We start from the raw sequence: 21,259 nt of genomic DNA, 5'->3' as shown, positions 1-21,259 counted from the left end.
TCAGGTATCCGGTGTCAGGGATCTGGTGTCAGGGATCTGGAGTCATTTCACAGACGGTCCGCGAGGAATTGGCCGATCCGGGCCATGTGACGGGCATCTGTCAGCAGATTCCCGTGCGTCGAGTCTATGGCGCACACGTCGAGCGATCCACCCGTGAACGGTTGCCACAAGCTGACATTCAGGCGGTCCTTCCGGTCGGCATCGGATTTCCGTTCCGCGGAGACGAAGACGATGTTCCCATCGAAGAATTCGGGCCTGAACTTCCGCATGAGCCGGACATTGTTCACGTATACGTCCTTGAGCGCGAGCATGTCCCGAGCCTCAAGCTGCGCCAGCGCCTGGTCCCCGGACTGCAGGAACTCCCGAAAACGTCGCAGAACCCCTTCCTGGTCTGCTATGAGCTCGGCCATGTCGAATTCGAACCCCATGGCCCGCAGGTTGTGCGCGACCACCTCGTGCTCGACCGGCTCCGAGGTGTCCGCGTTCTCGCCCGGCGGATAGGCGTCGAGCAGGGCGAGCAGAGAGACCTCCTCGCCCTCGGCACGCAGCCGGGTCGCCAGGGCGTGCGCGGCGAGACCGCCGAAGGACCAGCCGGCCAGCCGGTAGGGGCCGGACGGCTGCACGGAGCGGATCAGCGCGAGGTAGTCCTCGGTCATCTCCGCCATGGACGACGGCAGCGGGCCGTCGCCGTCGAGGCCACGGGCCTGGATGCCGAGGACCGGCACCTGCGGGCCGAGGTGACGGACGAGCCCCGCGTAGCACCAGCTGAACCCGCCACCCGGGTGGAGGCAGAACAGGGGGGCCGCCGTGCCGCGCGCCCGCAACGGGAGCAGGCCGTTCGAGGCACGTCCCGTGGCGGGGCCGGCCGTTCCGACCAGTACGGCGGCGAGGCCCTCCGGGGTGGGCGCCTCGAAGACGGCGCGGACGGGCAAGTCGTGGTCGAACTCCTCGCGCAGCCGGGCCACCAGACGGGCGGCCAGGAAGGAATGTCCGCCGAGTTCGAAGAAGTCGTCGTCCGCGCCCACCCGTTCGACGCCGAGCACCTCGGCGAACAGGGCACAGACCGTGTGCTCCGCGGGTGTCCTGGGCGGCCTCGTCCCGCGGCCCGCGGCATAGGCGGGCGCGGGCAGCGCGGCCCTGTCCAGCTTTCCGTTGGGGGTCAGCGGGAGCCCGTCGAGGGTGACGAGCGCGGCCGGCAGCATATGGGCGGGCAGCCGTCCGGCGAGGTGGTCGCGCAACCGGGCCGGGTCGGGGGCTTCCCCGTCGGCGGCCACCACATAGCCGACCAGCCGCCGGTCACCCGGGCGGTCCTCGCGTACGACGACCGCGGCCTGCGCCACGTCCGGGTGCGCGGTGAGGGCGGCTTCGATCTCACCCGGCTCGATGCGAAAGCCGCGGATCTTGACCTGGGCGTCGGCACGGCCCAGGTACACGAGCAGCCCGTCGGGGGTCCGGCGGGCGAGGTCGCCGGTGCGGTACATCCGGGTGCCGTCCGGCCCGTGGGGGTCGGCGACGAACCGTTCCGCGGTCCGGTCGGCGCGGCCCAGGTAGCCGCGGGCGAGCGCGTCCCCGCTGAGGTAGAGCTCGCCCGGCACTCCGGGCGGCACCGGGTTCAGCCACGGGTCGAGGAGCCGTACGGCGGTGTTGTCGACGGGCCGGCCGATCGGGGGCGCCGAGCTCCCCCACGCCGCGGTGTCCGTGGGGAGTCGATGGGCCGTCACCACATGGGTCTCGGCGGGGCCGTAGTGGTTGTGCAGCCGGCGGCCCGGGCGGGCGGCGCAGAAGGCGCGCATGGCACCGTGCGGGGTCAACGCCTCCCCGGCCTGTACGAGGTCGGTGAGGTCGGGCAGATCGAGCCCGGCGGCGGTGGCCGCCTCACAGACGGCGTCGATGACGAGGTTGGGCGCGTACAGCTCCTGGATCCGTCGCTCCCCCAGCCAGCCGGCCAGCCGCCGCGGGTCACGCCGGACGTCCTCGGGGCAGACGACCAGCGTCTTGCCTGCCAGGAGCGCGGAGAGGATCTCCTGGACGGAGACGTCGAAGCTCACCGCGGTGAACTGCGCGACCCGGGTGCCGGGCCCGCCGGGCAGCGTGCGCTCGTGCCAGTCGAGGAGATTGGCCAGTGCGCGGGTGGGCATCGTGATGCCCTTGGGGCGGCCGGTGGAGCCGGAGGTGTAGATCACGTACGCGGGGTGGGCCGGGTCGAGCGGCGCGGTCCGTTCGGCGTCGGTCACATCGGCCGCGGTCCGGGCGGCGAGTTCCGTCACGGTGGCGGGGGCGTCCACCACGAGCGGGGGGCCGGCCGGCGTATGGGGCAGCGCGCCCGCGAGATCCCGGGTGGTCAGGACGCAGACCGGACGGGCGTCGTCGAGCATGAACGCGACGCGGTCGGCCGGGTATTCGGGGTCGACGGGCAGGTATCCGGCGCCGGCCTTGAGGACCGCCAGACACGCCGTCACCAGCTCGGCCGACCGGTGCATGGCCACCGCGACCAGGCTCTCCGGCCCGACGCCGCGGTCGAGTAGCAGCCGGGCCAGCCGGTTGGCCCGGCTGTTCAACTCCTCGTAGGTCAGCGTGCCTTCGGGTGTCTCCACGGCCACGGCGTGCCGGCCGCGCGCGACCGCCGCGGCGAACCGGTCGGGCAGCAGGCCGGTGGCTGCCTCGCGCGTGGGGCCGCAGGAGGCGGCAAGGACGCGGGTGCGCTCCTCCTCGTCCATGAGGGGTACGTCCCCAATGGCGCGCTCCGGTGCGGCGGTGACCGCGTCCAGCAGGCGCAGCAGCCGTGCGACGAGCGTCCCGGCGGTGTCCTGGTCGAACAGGTCGGTGCTGAACTCCAGGCCCGCGCCGAGTCCCGCGGGCCGCCCCTCGGCGTCCTGCCGCTCCGCGAAGGAGAACAGGAGGTCGAACTTGGCGGTGCCGGCGTCGGCGGCCAGGGACTCGGCGGTCAGTCCGGGCAGCCGCAGGCCGTCGCCCGGCCGCCGGTCGGTGTTGTTGAAGGTGAGCATGGTCTGGAAGACCGGGTGACGGGCGGGCGAGCGCTTCGGGTTGAGCACCTCCACGAGCCGTTCGAAGGGCACGTCCTGGTGGGCGTACGCCGCCAGGTCCGTCTCGCGGACCCGGGCGAGAAGCTCACGGAAGGCGGGGTTGCCGGAGGTGTCGGCGCGCAGCACCAGGGTGTTGACGAAGAAGCCGACGAGACCGTCCAGGGCTTCGTCGGTGCGTCCGGCGACGGGGGTGCCCAGCGGGATGTCCTCGCCGGCGCCGAGCCGGGTGAGCAGGGCGGCGACGGCCGCCTGGACGACCATGAAGGGGCTGGCCTGGCAGGCCCGGGAGAGGGCGACGATCCGCTCGTGCAGCGCCTTCGGAACCTCGTACAGCACTCGGCCGCCGCGGCCCCCGGCGGTGGCCGGCCGCGGCCGGTCGGCGGGCAGCGGAAGCTCTTCCGGCAGCCCTGCCAACGTCTGCTTCCAGTAGGCGAGTTGCCGGCCGACGGTACTGTCGGGGTCGTCCTCGGAGCCCAGTGCGTCACGCTGCCACAGGGTGTAGTCGGGGTACTGGACGGGCAGCGGCCGCCAGTGCGGGGCACGGCCGTCGAGCCGCGCCGTGTACGCGGTGGTGAGGTCACGTGCGAGCAGGGGCACCGACCAGCCGTCGCCCGCGATGTGGTGGACCACGAGGAGCAGCACCTGCTCCCGCTCCCCGGTCTCGAACAGCCAGGCCCGCAGCGGGATCTCCGCCTCCAGGGCGAAGGCGTGACCGGCCGCGGCCGTGATCTCCCGCTCCAGGTGCTCGGGCGGCACGGACGCTACGACGGTCAGCTCGGGCCGTGCCTCGGCGGCGGCCAGCACGACCTGCCGGGGGCCCTCGGTGTCCTCGGCGAAGACCGTGCGCAGCGCCTCGTGCCGCTCAGTGAGGTCGGCGAGCGCGGCCCGCAGCGCCGGCCGGTCCAGGTCGCCCGTCAGCCGGAGGGCGAACGGGATGTTGTAGGTCGGAGCGGGCCCCTCGAAGCGGTGCAGGAACCACAGCCGACGCTGCGCGTAGGAGGCGGGGATCCGCTCCGGGCGCGGCTCGGCGGGCCCGAGTGCGGGGCGGGCCGTGTCCGCGGTGTCGAGGGCGCGGGACAGCGCCGACACGGTGGGCGCCTCGAAGAGCTGCCGTACGGTCAGTTCGGCGCCGAGGGCCGAGCGGATCCGGCCCACGAGCCGGGTGGCGAGCAGCGAGTGCCCGCCGAGCGCGAAGAAGTCGTCGTCGACACCGACCCGCGGCACGCCGAGGAGCTCGGCGAACAGCCCGCACAGGATGTCCTCCCGCGGGGTGCGCGGCGCCCGGCTCTCGGTGGCATCGGGGGCGGTCTCGGGCACGGGCAGGGCCCTGCGGTCGATCTTGCCGTTGCCGGTGAGCGGCAGCACGTCGAGGGTGACGAAGACCGACGGGACCATGTAGTCGGGCAGTTCGGCGGCGAGGTGCGCCCGCAGGGTCTCCGGGGCCGGGGCGCCGCCGTCCTGCGCGACGAGGTGGGCCACCAGCCGCTTGTCGCCGGGGCGCGGCTCCTGCAGGGTGACGACGGCCTGCGCGACCTGGGGGTGACGGCCCAGCACGGCCTCGATCTCGCCGAGTTCGATGCGGAAGCCGCGGATCTTGACCTGCTCGTCGGCCCGCCCCAGGTATTCGAGGGTGCCCTCGGCGGTCCACCGGACGAGGTCGCCGGTGCGGTACATGCGAGTGCCCGCCGGGCCGTACGGGTCGGCGACGAAGCGTTCCGCGGTGAGTGCGGACCGCTGCCAGTAGCCGCGGGCGAGTCCCGCCCCCGCGATGTACAGCTCGCCCATCAGCCCTGGTGCCACGGGACGCAGCGCGGTGTCCAGGACGAGCAACCGGGTGTTGTCGAGGGGGGTGCCGATGGGGACGGTCGCCGGGAGGGGCGAGTTCGCGGGGAGCCGGTGGCGGACCGCGAAGGTGGTCGTCTCGGTGGGCCCGTACCCGTCGACGACGGTCGTGTCCGGGCAGGCCCGGCGGATCCGGCCGACGGCGGCGGCCGGCACGACGTCGCCGCCCGTCCACACCTCCCGTACACCCGCGAGGTGATGGGGTGCCTCGTCCGCGACGAGCTGGAAGAGCCCGGAGGTGAGCCAGAGCCCGGTCACCTCGTGCTCGGTGAGTACCTTGCCGAGGGCGTCCGCGTCCAGGTCTCCCGGCGGAGCGACGACGGCGGTGCCGCCGGACAGCAGCGGCACCCACATCTCGTACGTGGACGCGTCGAAGGCGTGCGGCGAGTGGACCAGGACCCGGGCGTGGGCGCCGCCGGCGAAGGACCGGTCGCGGGCGAGCTCGACCACGTCCCGGTGGGTGACGGCGACTCCCTTGGGGATCCCGGTCGATCCGGAGGTGTGCATGACGTAGGCGAGCCGGTCGGTGTTCCCGGCCACCACGGGGAGCTCCGCGCCGATGGCGTCCGGGGCCTCGGCCCGTACCACGGTGAGCCCCAACTCCTCCCCCAGAGCGGCATGTTCCTCGTCGGTGAGGACGAGGGAGACGCCCGCCAGGCCGGTGACCTGGCGCAGCCGGTCGACGGGGTCGCCCTGCCGCAGCGGTACATAGGCACCGCCCGCCTTGAGCACGGCGAGGACCGAGACGACCAGCTGGGCGGAGCGGTCCATGAGCAGCCCCACCGGGCTCTCGGCGCCCACCCCGAGTGCGACGAGGCGGCGTGCCAGCGCGTCCGAGCGGGTGTCGAGTTCGGTGTAGTCCAGCACCGTCGTACCGCATCGCACGGCGGGGGCGTTCGGGGTGCGCGCGACCTGGGCGCGGAAGGCCTCGGGCAGGCTCTCGCCGACGGGGCCGGTGTCCGTGCCGCGGCCGAGGGCCAGGGCCGCGCCGCGCTCCTCGGCGGAGAGCAGGTCGAGGCGGCCGACGGGACGCTCCGGCTCCGCGGCCACGGTCCGCAGGACGCGCACGAGCCGGTCCAGGACGGCACGGGCCAGGTCCGGCGGGATCAGGTCGGGCTGGTGGTCGAGGCGCAGCCGCAGCCCGTCGCGGCCGACGGCGACCAGTGCCAGCGGGTAGTGGGTGGCGTCCCGGTTGCGGGTACCGGTGACGGTCACCCCGCGGAAGCCGCCCGGCTCGTCCCGCTCGGCGCCGATGTCGACCGGGTAGTTCTCGAACACCATGGTCGTGTCGAAGAGTTCGCCGGCCCCCGCGAGGCGCTGGACCTCGGCGAGCCCCAGCTGCTGGTGTGCCTGCAGCCGGGTCTGCTCGTCCTGGGTGCGGCGCACCGCGTCCACGAACGGCTCGTCGGGCCGTAGCCGCACCCGAACGGGCAACGTGTTGATGAACAGCCCCACCATGGTCTCGATCCCGGCGATCTCCGGCGGCCGCCCGGAGACGGTCGTGCCGAACACCACGTCGTCGCGTCCGGTGAGCCCGCTCAGGACGACCGCCCAGGCGCCCTGCACCAGGGAGTTGAGGGTGAGGGACCGCTCCCGGGCCAGTACGCCGAGCGCCGCGTGGTCGGCGGCGTCCAGCTCCGTCTCCAGCCGGCCGGGCACGACCGGCGGGCGCTCGGCGGCCTGCGGGGAGACGAGCGTGGGCCCGTCGAGTCCGGCGAGGGCCTCCCGCCAGGCGGCGACCGCGGTGTCCCGGTCCTGTGCGGCGATCCACTGGAGGTAGTCCCGGAAGGGACGGACCCTCGGCAGCGCGCTGTCGTCGCCCTTCGTCCGGTACAGCGCGAGGAGTTCGCGCACCAGCATGGGGCGCGACCAGCCGTCGAGCAGGATGTGGTGGTTGGTCAGCACGAAGCGGTACCTGCGGGCGCCCAGCCGGATCAGGGTGAACCGCATCAACGGCGGCCGGGCCAGGTCGAAGCGGCGCAGCCGGTCCTCCTCCAGCAGCCCGTCCGCGGCCGCCGCGCGGTCCGCCTCGGGCAGCCGCGAGAGGTCCGTCTCCTCCCACGGCAGCTCGACCTGGTGCGGGATCAGCTGGACGGGCCGCTTGACGCCCTGGTAGCGGAAGGCCGCGCGCAGGTTGGCGTGGCGCCGCAGGAGGGTCCGGCAGGCGGCGGCCAGCGCATCCGTGTCCAGGTCGCCTTCCAGGTCGATGGCCTGCTGCACCAGGTAGACGTCGGGGGCCGCTTCGTCGTACACGCTGTGGAACAGCAGGCCTTCCTGCAGCGGTGCCAGGGGCAGGATGTCCTGCAGTCCGGACTGCTTCGCCATCAGGAGTTCCTCCACTCGTCTTCCAGCAGGTCGATCTCGCTCTGGTCCAGCAGGCTCAGCGACACGTCCGAGACGGTCAGTCCGCCGGCCTCGGGGTCTTCCGCGTGGTCGGCGAGCGCCTCCAGCGCCCGGAACCACAGCTCGGCCAGCTCCCGCACCTCGGGCTCGTCGAGGATTCCGTCGGCCCAGGACCAGGTGGCCGCCAGTTCGGGGCCGCGGGGCCCGTCGTTGGTGCGGGCGTTGAGCTCCAGCGGGTGGGCGAGCGCCACCCTGGGGTCGGTGCCGCCGATGCCGGCCGCGGTGGCCAGGACCGTCCAGTCGGGGACGGCCGCGCTGCCCGCGTTCTCGACTCCGGCGGTGGTGAAGCGGCCCAGGTAGTTGAAGGCGACCTGAGGGGTCGGCAGTCCGGCGAACTTCGCGGCGGTGCGCGGGTTCAGGTGTCGGACGAGGCCGTAGCCGATGCCCTTGTCGGGCACCTCCCTCAGCTGCTCCTTGACCCGTTTGACGACGGCACCGGCGGCCGGGCCGCCCGCGAACGCCTCGGACAGGTCGGCGGCGGAGGTGTCCAGGCGCACGGGATGCAGGCTGGTGAACCAGCCGACCGTCCGGGACAGGTCCGCCCGGTCGACGAGGTCCTCCTCCCGCCCGTGCCCCTCCAGGTCCAGCAGCACCCCGGCGCCCCGGGCGCCGGCCCGGCGGGCCCAGGCGAGGGCGAACGCCGCCAGCAGGACGTCGTTGACCTCCGCCCGGAACACGGACGGCACGCGGGTCAGCACCCGCTCGGTCACCGCCGCGGGCAGCGTCAGGGTGAGATGGCGGGCCGAGGCGTAGGTGTCGCGGGACGGGTCCAGCGGCCGCCGCCCGAGCAGCGGGTCGCCGGGCCGCAGCACCGACTGCCACCAGTCGGCCTCCGCGGTGCGCGCGGGCTCGCTCGCGGCCTCGGTGAGCCGCTGCGCCCAGCGGCGCAACGAGGTGCCCACCGGCTGGAGTCCGGCCGGCCTGCCCGCCGCCACGGCACGGTGTGCCTCGGCGAGGTCCGGTACGAGGATCCGCCAGGAGACCCCGTCCACCACCAGGTGGTGGACGATCAGGAGCAGCAGGCCGGGCGCCGTGTCACCCCGGTCGAACCAGACCGCCTGGACGACCCGCCCCGCGCCGAGGTCCAGGCGCTCCCGGGCGGCGACCGTCTCGGCCCGTACGAGGTCCTGCCGGGCCTGCTCGTCGAGTCCGGCGGCGTCCACCCGCCGGGTGAGCGCGCGGGCGTCGACCGCCCCCGGCTCCCGGATCTCCAGCCGCCACTCCGGTTCGGTCGTCAGCCGGGCCCGCAACGCGTCGTGCTGGTCCAGGACCGCCTGCAGCGCGGCCGTGAGGTCCTCGTGGCGCAGCGCGGCGGGCACCTGGACCAGCCGGGACTGGTTGAACTGGTCGGCGGGGCCGCCGCGTTCGAGGAACCACCGCATGATCGGCGTCAGAGGCACGTCGCCGATGCCCGCGCCCGGCTCCTCCACCACCGTCCCGCTGCTCTCGGTGACCACCTCGGCCAGCGCCGCCACCGTCCGCTGCTCGAACACATCACGCACCGACAGCTCCAGACCGGCCCGCCGCGCCCGGCTGACCAGCTGGATCGACATGATGCTGTCGCCACCCAGGTCGAAGAACCCGTCGTCGACACCGACCTCCGCCAGCCCCAGCACCTCCGCGAACAGCCCGCACAGCACCTTCTCCCGCTCCGTGCGCGGGCCGCGGCGGCCGGTGTCCGCGCCGTAGTCGGGGGCGGGCAGGGCCCGCCGGTCGAGCTTGCCGTTCAGGGTGAGCGGCAGGGTGTCCAGGGGCACGACGGCCGACGGGACCATGTACTCGGGCAAGGTGGCGGCCACGTGCGCGCGCAGCGCGTCGGGGTCGGCCGGGCCGCCCGCGCCCGCGACGACGTACGCCACGAGCCGCTTGTCCCCGGGCCGGTCCTCGCGCAGCACCACCGCGGCCTGGCTCACCTCGGGCCGGCCCGCGAGGACCGCCTCCACTTCGCCGGGCTCGATCCGGAAGCCGCGCAGCTTGACCTGGTCGTCGACGCGGCCCAGGAACTCCAGGCGGCCGTCGGACAGCCACCGTACGACGTCGCCGGTCCGGTACATCCGCTCGCCGGCGCCCGCGAACGGGTCGGCCACGAAGCGCTGGGCGGTCAGCCCGGCCCGGCCCAGATAGCCACGGGCCACACCGCTGCCCGCGATGTACAGCTCGCCGGGCACGCCCACCGGCACCGGCCGCAGCCGCTCGTCGAGGACATGGACGCGGGTGTTCCACAGCGGCCGGCCGATCGGTACGACCGCCTCGGGCACCTCCTGCGGGTCCCGCAGCTGGTTCACGGTGGAGAACACCGTGGTCTCCGTCGGCCCGTACTCGTTGGCGACGATCGTGTCCGGGCAGGCTTCCAGGACGCGGCGGACGGCGGTGGGCGAGACCACGTCGCCGCCGGCCCAGATCTCGCGCACCCCTCGGAAGCACTCGGGCCGCTCCTCGGCGAGCACCCGGAACAGACCGGCGCTGACGAACAGCCCGGTGACCCCGTGTCCGGAGATGACGGCGGCCAAGTCGGCCGCGTCCAAGCACCCGGCCGGGGCCGCCACGACGGTGCCACCGGTCAGCAGAGGCGTCCAGATCTCGAACGTCGAGGCGTCGAAGGCGTACGGCGAGTGCATCAGCACCCGTTCGTGACGGCCGCTCCGCCAGTAGCGGTCCGCCGCCAGATGGACCACGTTGTGGTGGGTGTTGGCGACGCCCTTGGGTGTGCCGGTGGAGCCCGAGGTGTACATGACGTACACCAGCTGCTCGGCGTCCGTCGATATCCCCGGGTTCGTGTCGTCCTCGCCGGACAGGTCCGCGCCGGGTCCCACCCGGAGGACCCGGGCATCTACGGCGAACGGCAGGTCGCCCGGGTCACGGTCGGTGAGCAGAGCCACGGCGCCGGTGTCCCGCAGGATGAACTCGGAGCGGGACGCGGGCTGCTGGGGGTCGATCGGCACATACACGCCGCCCGCCTTCAGCACGGCGAGCGTGGAGACCACCAGGTCGGCGGAGCGCTCCTGGAAGACCGCGACACGGCTCTCCCGGCCGACGCCCAGACGCAGCAGCCGGTGCGCCAGACGGTTGGCCCGCGCGTTCAACTCGCCGTAGGTCAGCCGTACTTCGTCCGAGACGACGGCGACGGCGGCCGGGTCGGCGGCGGCGCGCTCCTCGAAGAGGACATGCACCGGCGTCCGGTCCAGGTGCTCGACCGCGGTGTCGTTCCACTCGACGAGCATCCGCCGCCGTTCCTCCGGATCGAGGATCTCCGTCTCACCGAGGCGCCGATGCGGGTCCTCGGCGAGGGCGGTGAGGACGCGGACGAAACGGTCGGCGATGCTCTGCGCGGTCCCGCGGTCGAACAGGTCGGTGCTGTAGTCCAGCGCACAGCTCAGACCGGCCGCGCGACCGGGCCCGGCGAGGTGCTCGGCGAGCTCGAAGGAGAGGTCGAACTTCGCGGCGGGAGCCCCGAGGGGCCGCCCGCCGACCGAGAGTCCGTCCAGCCCCGCACGGGCTTCGGCGCGCCCGGAGTTGTCGAAGCTGAGCATGGTCTGGAAGAGGGGGTGCCGGGACAGCGAGCGTTCCGGGTTGACCGCCTCGACCAGCCGCTCGAACGGCAGGTCCTGATGCGCGTACGCCGCCAGGCACTCGGCCCGGACACGGTCGATGAGCTCGGCATACGTCGGGTCGCCCGAGGTGTCCGTCCGCAGCACCAGCGTGTTCACGAAGAACCCGACGAGATCGTCCAGCGCATCATCCGTACGACCCGCGATCGGCGTGCCCAGCGGGATGTCCGTCCCCGCGCCCAGGCGCGTGAGCAGCGCGGCGAGCGCCGTCTGCAGCACCATGAACAGGCTGGCCTGGTGATCACGGCCCACCTGGACGAGCCGCTCATAAACGGCCTCCGGCAGTTCGAAGGTGACCCGGTCGCCCCGGTACGAGGCCACCGCCGGGCGCGGCCGGTCGAACGGCAGGGACAGCTCCTCCGGCAGATCCGCCAACGCGTCCTTCCAATAGGCGAGTTGACGGGACGCCTCACTGCCCGGGTCGTCATCGGAGCCGAGCACCTCCCGCTGCCACAGGCTGTAGTCGGCGTACTGCACCGGCAGCGGCGCCCAGTCCGGCGTCTCCCCCGTGGTGGTGCGTGCGGCGTAGGCCGCTACCAGGTCGCGGATCAGAATGCCCCGCGACCAGGCGTCACTGGCGATGTGGTGGGTGAGCAGCAACAGGGCCCTGCGCTCGGTGTCGCCCTCGACCTCGAACAGCGAGACGCGCAGGGGGACTTCGGAGGCTAGGTCGAAGACGTACCCGGCGGCCCGCCGCATCCGGCCGTCGACCTCCTCGTCCGACGCGAGGCACTCCACGGTCAGCGGCACCCGGACCTGGTCCGCACTCAGCACCACTTGGTGGGCGGTGCCGGCGCTGTCCTCGACAACGACGGTGCGCAGGCTCTCGTGCCGTTCCACGACGTCCGCGAGTGCCTGCCGGAGCGCCTCCGTGTCCAGCGGTCCCGTCAGGTTCAGCGAGACCGGCACGTTGTACGCGTCACTCGGCCCCTCCAGGTGCTGCAGGAACCACAGCCGCTGCTGGGTGTGCGAGAGCGGTACCCGGGCCGGCCTGGCCGCGCGGACCACGCGGCCGCGCGCGGCGGCCGAGGTGTCCAGCGCGGTGGCGAGCCGGGCCACAGTGGAGGCCTCGAAGAGCTGCCGGACGGCGAGTTCCGCGCCCAGGACGGTGCGGATGCGGCTGACCAGCTTGGTGGCCAGGAGTGAGTGGCCGCCCAGGGCGAAGAAGTCGTCGTCGATGGTGACGGCGTCCACGCCGAGGACCTCGGCGAAGAGGGTGCAGAGGATCTCCTCGCGGGGTGAGCGTGGTGCTCGGCCGCTGCCCGTCTGCGGCCCGTAGTCGGGCGCCGGCAGGGCACGGCGGTCCAGCTTCCCGTTCGGGGTGAGCGGGAAGGCGTCGAGGATCACGAACGCCGACGGCACCATGTAGTCCGGCAGTTGAGCGGACGCGTGATCGCGCAGAGCGGTCAGCGACGGCTGCTCATGCCGGGCCTCCGGGACAAGGTAGGCCACGAGGCGCTTGTCGCCCGGACGGTCCTCACGGACCAGCACGGCAGCCTGCGCCACCCGGTCCATCCCGGCGAGGACGGCCTCGATCTCGCCCAGCTCGATCCGGAAACCGCGCAGCTTGACCTGATCGTCGACCCGGGACAGGTACTCCAACTCCCCGTCCGCCGTCCACCGGACCAGGTCCCCGGTGCGATACATCCGCGCACCGGCCGGGCCGTACGGATCGGCGACGAACCGTTCCGACGTCAGCCCGGACCGCCCGTGATACCCACGCACCACACCCTCACCGGCGATGTAGAGCTCACCCGGCACCCCGGCCGGAACCGGCCGCAGCGCCCGGTCCAGCACATACACCTGGGTGTTCGCGATCGGACGACCGATCCTCGGCCGCCGCGCCCGCCCACTGGTGACCGGCCAGGCCGTCGACCAGATCGTGGTCTCCGTCGGCCCGTACAGGTTGACCACCGAGGCCGCCGTCTCGGCCAGCACCTCGGCCAGATCCGCCGGCAACGCCTCACCACCGACCAGCACCCGCACCCCGGCCAGCACCGACGCATCCTCCGCCAGCACCGCCCGCCACAAGCTCGGCGTCGCCTGCATCACCGACGCACGCGACGACCGCACCAACCCACACAACGCCACCGGATCCCGAACGACATCCCGCTCGGCCACCACCACCGACGCACCCGACAACAACGGAACGAACAACTCCAGCCCCGCGATGTCGAACCCGACCGTCGTCACCGCCAACAGACGGTCTCCAGCAGCCAGTTCGAACCGGTCCCGCATCGCCACCAGGAAATTCACCAACGGCGCCTGCGGCACCACCACACCCTTCGGCCGCCCCGTCGACCCCGACGTGTAGATCACGTAGGCCGGGTTCACGAGAGCCGGGCGGTTCAGCTGCCCGCCGTCCGTGGGCCGGGACAGGGCGTCAACGGTGTCCCTCTCGTCCAACAGCACGCACGGCACCGCGAGCTCCTGCGGCAGCACCGAGGTCAACTCGGTCGTGGTGAGCAGAAGGACCGGGTCCGCGTCCTCCAGCATGTACGCGAGTCGCTCCGCCGGATACTCGGTGTCCAGCGGGAGATAGGCAGCCCCCGCCTTCCACACCGCCAGCAACGCCACCACCAGATCCACCGACCTCGGCAACGCCACCGCCACGAACCGCTCCGCACCCGCCCCACGCTCCACCAGCAACCGCGCCAGTCCCTCCGCACGGGCGTCCAACTCCCCATACGACAGCGACTCACCACCCGCGACCACAGCCTCCGCACCCGGAGCCAACGCCACCCGCTCCTCGAACAACTCCACCACCGAACGACCCGGCACCACACACCCCGTGTCGTTCCAGTCGACGAGGAGTGTGTGGGTCTCGGTCCCGTCCAGCAGGTCCGCCTGGTCGACGGGGGCTTCCGGGGCGTCGACCATGGCCTGCAGCAGGCGCAGGTAGCGGCGGCCGAGGGTCTCGACGGTGTCCCGGTCGAACAGGTCGGTGCTGTATTCGACCACGCCCTGGAGCCCGGAGTCCCCGGACGCCTGCTCGGCGAACGCGAAGGACAGGTCGAACTTACCCACTCCGGTGTCGGCCGTGGCGCGCGAGACCGACAGCCCCGGCAACTGGGCCACGGCGTCGTCGACGGCGGCCGTGTCGGTGTTGTTGAAGGCCAGAAGGACCTGGAAGAGGGGGTGCCGGGCGAGCGAGCGCTCCGGGTTGACCGCCTCCACCAGCCGCTCGAACGGCAGGTCCTGATGGGCATACGCCGCCAGGTTCTGCGCTCGGACGCGTTCGATGAGCGTGTGCGCCGAGGGGCGCCCCGAGGTGTCGGTCCGCAGCACCAGCGTGTTGATGAAGACGCCGATCAGATCGTCGAGGGTCCCGTCGGTGCGGCCCGCGATCGGCGTGCCGATGGGGATGTCCGTGCCGGCTCCGAGCCTGGTCAGCAGCGCGGCCAAGGCTGCCTGCAGCACCATGAAGGGGCTCGCCTGGGTGTCGCGCGCGAGGGCGACGACCTTGTCGTAGAGCTCCTTCGGGATCTCGAAGGGGATGCGGTCGCCGCGGTAGGTGGCGACGGACGGGCGGGGGCGGTCGTACGGCAGCTCCAGCTGGTCGGGAAGTCCGGCCAACGCCTCGGTCCAGTAGGCGAGCTGGCGGGAGATCTCACTGTCCGGCTCGTCCTCGGAGCCGAGCACCTCCCGCTGCCACAGGCTGTAGTCCGCGTACTGCACCGGCAACGGCGCCCACCGCGGTGCCTCACCCGTGACACGGGCCGCGTAGGCCGCGGTCAGGTCGCGGGCCAGCGGCGCACGCGACCACGCGTCACTCACGATGTGGTGGAGGAGGAGCAGCAGAACGTGCTCGTCGTCGCCGACCTCGAACAGCGTGACGCGCAGCGGGAGTTCCCGGGAGCCGGCAGCGAGGTCGAAGCCGCGCCGGGCGGCCTCCCGCAGACGGTCGTCGACTTCCTCCCTGCCGGTCTCGACCACGTTCAACTCCGGCCGGGCGTCGGCCGCTTCCCGGACGGTCTGGTACGCGCCCTCGGCGTCCTCGGCGAAGACGGTCCGCAGGCTCTCGTGCCGCGCGACCACGTCCGCGAGCGCCAGCCGCAGCGCCTCACGGTCCAGTGCGCCGGTGAGGCGCAGGGCCACCGGGATGTTGTAGGTCGCGCTCGGGCCCTCGAAACGGTTCAGGAACCACAGCCGCTGCTGGGCGTAGGACAGGGGAACCCGTTCCGGACGCGGATCCACCGCCGTCACGGTGCGGCGGGCCGGCGATGCGGCGTCACCCACGGTCGCTGCGAGGGCGGCGATGGTGGGCGTCTCGAAGAGCTGCCGGATGGGCAGTTCGGCGCCGAGGACGGTCCGGATACGGCTGACCAGCTTGGTCGCCAGAAGGGAGTGGCCGCCCAGACGGAAGAAGTCGTCGTCGATCGTCACCGCGTCGACGCCCAGAACCTCGGCGAAGACGGTGCAGAGGATGTCCTCCTGCGGGGTGCGGGGGGCTCGGCCCTCGGCCGCTTCCTGGCCGTGGTCGGGGGCGGGCAGCGCGCGGCGGTCGAGCTTGCCGTTCGGGGTCAGAGGGAGGGCGTCGAGGGCCACGAACGCCGACGGGACCATATAGGCGGGGAGGTGAGCGGCCGCGTGCGCACGGAGCTCCTCCTCGGACACGCCGTCCGCCACCGTGTAGGCGACCAGGCGCTGGTCTCCGGGTCGGTCCTCGCGCACGATGACGGCGGCGCGGGCCACGTCGGGGTGGGACATCAACACGGCCTGGATCTCGCCGAGTTCGATACGGAACCCACGGACCTTGACCTGATCGTCGACCCGGCCCACATAGACCAACTGACCATCCCCGCTCCAGCGGGCGACGTCACCGGTGCGATACATCCGCGCACCCGCCGGACCGTACGGGTCGGCGACGAACCGCTCCGACGTCAGATCCGGACGGCCGTGATAGCCACGCGCCAGCACCACACCCGCGACATACAACTCACCCGCCACACCCGGCGCCACCGGACGCAACCACTCATCCAGCACATAGGCGCGTGTGTTCCAGAACGGCCGGCCGATCGGCACCGCACCCGACGGCACCTCCACACCCGGCAGGATCCGGTAGTCGGTGCAGTTGACCGTCGCCTCCGTCGGACCGTACGCGTTGACCACGGTCACGTCCGGATGCGTCGCCCGCCAGGAAGCCAGTGCCTCGCCCAGCAGGGCCTCGCCACCCGTGATCAGCGTCCCCGACGGGGAGACCTCCTCCGGCAGCGCCTCCAGCAGACCCAGATGCGACGGCGTGACCTTCATGAACGACGGCTGACCGGCAGCACCGGCATGCTCATCGAGTTCACTCAAGACCACACGGCCACCACTGACCAGCGGCGTGTACAACGCGGTCACCGTCAGGTCGAACGCCACCGACGAATGCAACACCGCCGAACCCGACGCGTCCCGGTACACCTCCCGCGCCCGCTCCAGATACGCCCCCACCGAAGCGTGCTCAACCACCACACCCTTCGGCCGCCCCGTCGAACCCGACGTATAAATCACATACACCGGATCCCGCAGATCCAGACCCACACCCTCAACCGGCGCGTCCGAGAAAGCCTGCGCCTCCCCCACCATCGCCACGTCATCAATGACCAGCACCGGCTCCGCATCCGCCAGAATGTGCGCCACCCGCTCCACCGGATACTCCGGATCCACCGGCACATACGCACCACCGGCCTTCACCACACCCAACAGAGCAACAACCAACTCCACCGACCGCGGCAACACCACCGCCACGAACGACCCACGGCCAACCCCACGCGACCTCAACCAACCGGCCACCCGGTCCGACCACGCGTCCAACTCCGCATACGTCAGCGACTCCTCGCCGCAGACAACAGCCACCGCCTCCGGCGACCGCCCCACCTGCTCCCCGAACAACTCCGGCAACGACACCCCACGCACCACACGCGAAGCCCCCTGCCACCCCACCAGAACCCGCTCCCGCTCCCCCGCATCGAGAACCTCGATCTCGGAGACACGACGTCCCGGGTCCCCGGCCATGGCGGTGAGGACGCGGACGAAGCGGTCGGCGATGCTCTGCGCGGTCTCCTGGTCGAACAGGTCGGTGCTGTAGTCCAGGGCGCCGGCCAGAGCGGCGGACTCGGTCTCCGCTTCGGAGCGGCGTTCCGCGAGGCGGAAGGAGAGGTCGAACTTGGCTGCACCCACGCCGATCGGCCGGCTGCTCACCTCCAGACCGGGCAGGGAGGCGACGGCGGAGGCCGCGCCCTGTTCCGTGTTGTTCAGGGTGAGCATGGTCTGGAAGAGGGGGTGCCGGGACAGCGAGCGCTCCGGGTTGACCGCCTCCACCAACCGCTCGAACGGCAGATCCTGATGCGCGTACGCCGCCAGGTCCGCCGCACGCACCCGCTCGAGCAACTCCGCGAACGTCGGATCGCCGGACGTGTCCGTCCGCAGCACCAGCGTGTTCACGAAGAAGCCGACCAGGTCGTCCAGCGCGTCGTCCGTGCGGCCCGCGATCGGCGTGCCGAGCGGGATGTCGGCCCCCGCGCCCAGCCGGGTCAGCAGCGCGGCGAGCGCCGTCTGCAGCACCATGAACAGGCTGGACCGGCCCTCACGGGCGACTCGGGCGAGACCGTCGTAGACGTCCTCGGGCAGTTCGAAGGTGACCCGGTCACCCTCGTACGAGGCCACCACGGGACGCGGCCGGTCGAACGGCAGGGACAGCTCCTCGGGGAGGTCCGCCAACGCGTCCTTCCAATAGGCAAGTTGACGGGAAAGTCCGCTGTCCGGGTCGTCCTCGGAGCCGAGCACCTCCCGCTGCCACAGGCTGTAGTCGGCGTACTGCACCGGCAACGGCGCCCACTCCGGAGCGGCACCGGTGACGCGGGCCGCGTACGCCGCCGTCAGGTCTCGGGCCAGCGGGCCCATGGACCATGCGTCGCCCGCTATGTGGTGGACGACGACGAGCAGGACGTACTCCTCGTCGTCGAGCTCGAACAGCCGGGCCCGCAGGGGCGGTTCCGCGGTCAGCTCGAACGGCGCGCGGGAGGCACGGTCCAGTTCCTCGTGCAGGTGCTCCTCGGTCGTGGCGGTCACCGTCAGGTTCACCTCGGCGGCGTCGACCACCATCTGGTACGGGCCCTCGGCGTCCTCCGCGAAGACGGTCCGCAGACTCTCGTGCCGCGCGACCACGTCCGCGAGTGCCCGACGCAGGGCCTCCTGGTCCAGCGTGCCCTTCATCCGCAGGGCGACCGGGATGTTGTACGTCGCGCTGGGCCCCTCGAAGCGGTGCAGGAACCACAGGCGGCGCTGGGCGAGTGAGAGAGGGACACGTTCGGGGCGTGAAGACGTGGCGCGGAGCGGGGTCCGTGCGGTGGCCGAGGTGTCCAGTGAGGCCGCGAGCTCGGCGACCGTGGGCGCCTCGAACAGCCGGCGCACGGCTACTTCGGTGTCCAGGACGGTGCGGATGCGGCTGACCAGCTTGGTGGCCAGGAGTGAGTGGCCGCCCAGGGCGAAGAAGTCGTCGTCGATGGTGACGGCGTCCACGCCGAGGACCTCGGCGAAGAGGGTGCAGAGGATCTCCTCGCGGGGTGAGCGTGGTGCTCGGCCGATGCCCGTCTGCGGCCCGTAGTCGGGGGCCGGGAGCGCGCGGCGGTCCAGCTTCCCGTTCGGGGTGAGCGGGAAGGACGCCAGGGTCACGAACGCCGACGGGACCATGTAGTCCGGCAGCCGGGCGGCCAGGTGCTCCCGCACTTCTGCTATGTCGACCTCGCCCTCCGGGACGAGGTAGGCGACGAGGCGTTTGTCGCCCGGACGGTCCTCACGGACCAGGACGGCAGCCTGCGCCACCCGGTCCTGCCCGGCGAGGACGGCCTCGATCTCGCCCAGCTCGATCCGGAAACCGCGCAGCTTGACCTGATCGTCGACCCGGGACAGGTACTCCAACTCCCCGCCCGCCGTCCACCGGACCAGGTCCCCGGTGCGATACATCCGCGCACCGGCCGGGCCGTACGGGTCGGCGACGAACCGTTCCGACGTCAGCCCGGACCGGCCGTGATACCCACGCACCACACCCTCACCGGCGATGTAGAGCTCACCCGGCACCCCGGCCGGAACCGGCCGCAGCGCCCGGTCCAGCACATACACCTGAGTGTTCGCGATCGGACGACCGATCCTCGGCCGCCGCGCCCGCCCACTGGTGACCGGCCAGATGGTGGACCAGATCGTGGTCTCCGTCGGCCCGTACAGGTTGACCACCGAGCCCGCCGTCTCGGCCAGCACCTCGGCCAGATCCGCCGGCAACGCCTCACCACCGACCAGCACCCGCACCCCGGCCAGCACCGACGCATCCTCCGCCAGCACCGCCCGCCACAAGCTCGGCGTCGCCTGCATCACCGACGCACCCGACGACCGCACCAACCCACACAACGCCACCGGATCCCGAACGACATCCCGCTCGGCCACCACCACCGACGCACCCGACAACAACGGAACGAACAACTCCAGCCCGGCAATGTCGAACCCGACCGTCGTCACCGCCAACAGACGGTCACCAGCGCCCAGTTCGAACCGGTCCCGCATCGCCACCAGGAAATTCACCAACGGCGCCTGCGGCACCACCACACCCTTCGGCCGCCCCGTCGACCCCGACGTGTAGATCACATACGCCGGGTTCACGAGAGCCGGACGAGTCAGGACCGGGCCACTTGTCGGGCGGGACAGAGCGTCAACGGTGTCGGACGCGTCCAGCAGGAGACGCGGAACGGCGAGCTCCTGCGGCAGTACCGGCGTCAGCTCACTCGTGGTGAGCAGAAGGACCGGGTCCGCGTCCTCCAGCATGTACGCGAGCCGCTCCGCCGGATACTCGGTGTCCAGCGGGAGATAGGCAGCCCCCGCCTTCCACACCGCCAGCAACGCCACCACCAGATCCACCGACCTCGGCAACGCCACCGCCACGAACCGCTCCGCACCCGCCCCACGCTCCACCAGCAACCGCGCCAGCCCCTCCGCACGGGCATCCAACTCCCCATACGACAGCGACACTCCACCCGCGACCACAGCCTCCGCACCCGGAGCCAACGCCACCCGCTCCTCGAACAACTCCACCACCGAACGACCCGGCACCACACACCCCGTGTCGTTCCAGTCGACGAGGATGCGGCCGCGCTCGGACGCGGCGAGGATCTCCAGGTCGCCCACCGGGGCGTCCGGGGCGGCAACCGCGTGGTCCAGGAGCCGGAGCAGCCGGTCGACGAAGGTGCCGGCGGTGACCCGGTCGAACAGGTCGGTACTGAACTCCAGGACGCCGTCGAGGGAGTTCACCTGACCCTGTGCGTCGCGGTGCTCCGTGAAGCCGAAGGCCAGGTCGAACTTGGCGACGGACGACTCGACCGGCTCACGCTCGGCCGCGAGCCCCGGCAGCTCGCCGAGGGAGTCCAACGCACCTTGGTAGTCGGTGTTGTTGAGGGTCAGAAGGACCTGGAAGAGGGGGTGCCGGGCGAGCGAGCGCTCCGGGTTGACCGCCTCCACCAGCCGCTCGAACGGCAGGTCCTGATGGGCGTAGGCCCCGAGGTTCCCCTCGCGCACCCGGTTCACCAGCTCTGCGAACGTCGGGTTGCCCGAGGTGTCCGTGCGGAGGACCAGCGTGTTCAGGAAGACGCCGATCAGGTCGTCCAGGGCCTCGTCGGTGCGGCCGGCGATCGGCGTGCCCAGCGGGATGTCCGTCCCCGCGCCGAGCCTGGTCAGCAGCGCGGCCAGCCCCGCCTGGAGCACCATGAAGGGGCTCGCCTGGAGATGCCGGGCCACCTCACTGATGCGCGAGTAGAGGTCGTCGGACAGCCGGAACGGGATGCGGTCGCCGCGGTAGGTGGCGACGGACGGGCGGGGGCGGTCGTACGGCAGCTCCAGCTGGTCGGGAAGCCCGGCCAACGCCTCGGTCCAGTAGGCGAGCTGGCGGGAGATCTCACTGTCCGGCTCGTCCTCGGAGCCGAGCACCTCCCGCTGCCACAGGCTGTAGTCCGCGTACTGCACCGGCAACGGCGCCCAGTGCGGTGCCCCACCGGTGACTCGGGCGGCGTAGGCCGTGGTCAGGTCGCGGGCCAGCGGCGCCCGCGACCACGCGTCACTCACGATGTGATGCGTGAGCAGGAGCAGTACGTGGTCGTCCTCGGACGGGGCGAACAGCGCAGCCCGGAAGGGGATCTCGGCGGCGAGGTCGAACGGATGGCCGGCCTCCTCCGCCAGGTCGGCACGCAGACGTGTTGCGTCCGTCTCCACGATCGTGAACGCCGGCCGGAGGTCCGCCATGTCGCGAACCACCTGGTACGCGCCCTCGGCGTCCTCCGCGAAAACGGTCCGCAGGCTCTCGTGCCGCGCGACCACGTCCGCGAGCGCCAGCCGCAG

At 72.3% G+C, this 21,259-nt stretch carries 2 protein-coding genes (1 of these 2 cut by a window edge); both read right to left on the bottom strand.

The window, feature by feature from the left end; translation table 11 throughout:
- Nucleotides 1-47 precede the first annotated feature (47 nt).
- Entirely contained in the window at nt 48-7,211 is a 7,164-nt protein-coding gene (locus ACIRD7_RS05350) for an amino acid adenylation domain-containing protein (RefSeq protein WP_403449975.1), read from the bottom strand.
- Nucleotides 7,211-21,259, bottom strand: partial view of a non-ribosomal peptide synthase/polyketide synthase gene (locus ACIRD7_RS05345; RefSeq protein ID WP_403449972.1) — the 3' portion only. The gene runs 6,384 nt beyond the window's last position; the window shows 14,049 of its 20,433 coding nt (coding positions 6,385-20,433); its start codon lies beyond the right edge, outside the window; it ends in the stop codon at nt 7,211-7,213. The genes ACIRD7_RS05350 and ACIRD7_RS05345 overlap by 1 nt, the downstream gene beginning before the upstream one ends.

This window comes from Streptomyces sp. NPDC093568, from assembly GCF_044764945.1.
Taxonomy (GTDB): domain Bacteria; phylum Actinomycetota; class Actinomycetes; order Streptomycetales; family Streptomycetaceae; genus Streptomyces.
The sequence above is the reverse complement of the archived record's forward strand: the minus strand, read 5'-3'. Positions and strand labels throughout refer to the sequence as shown.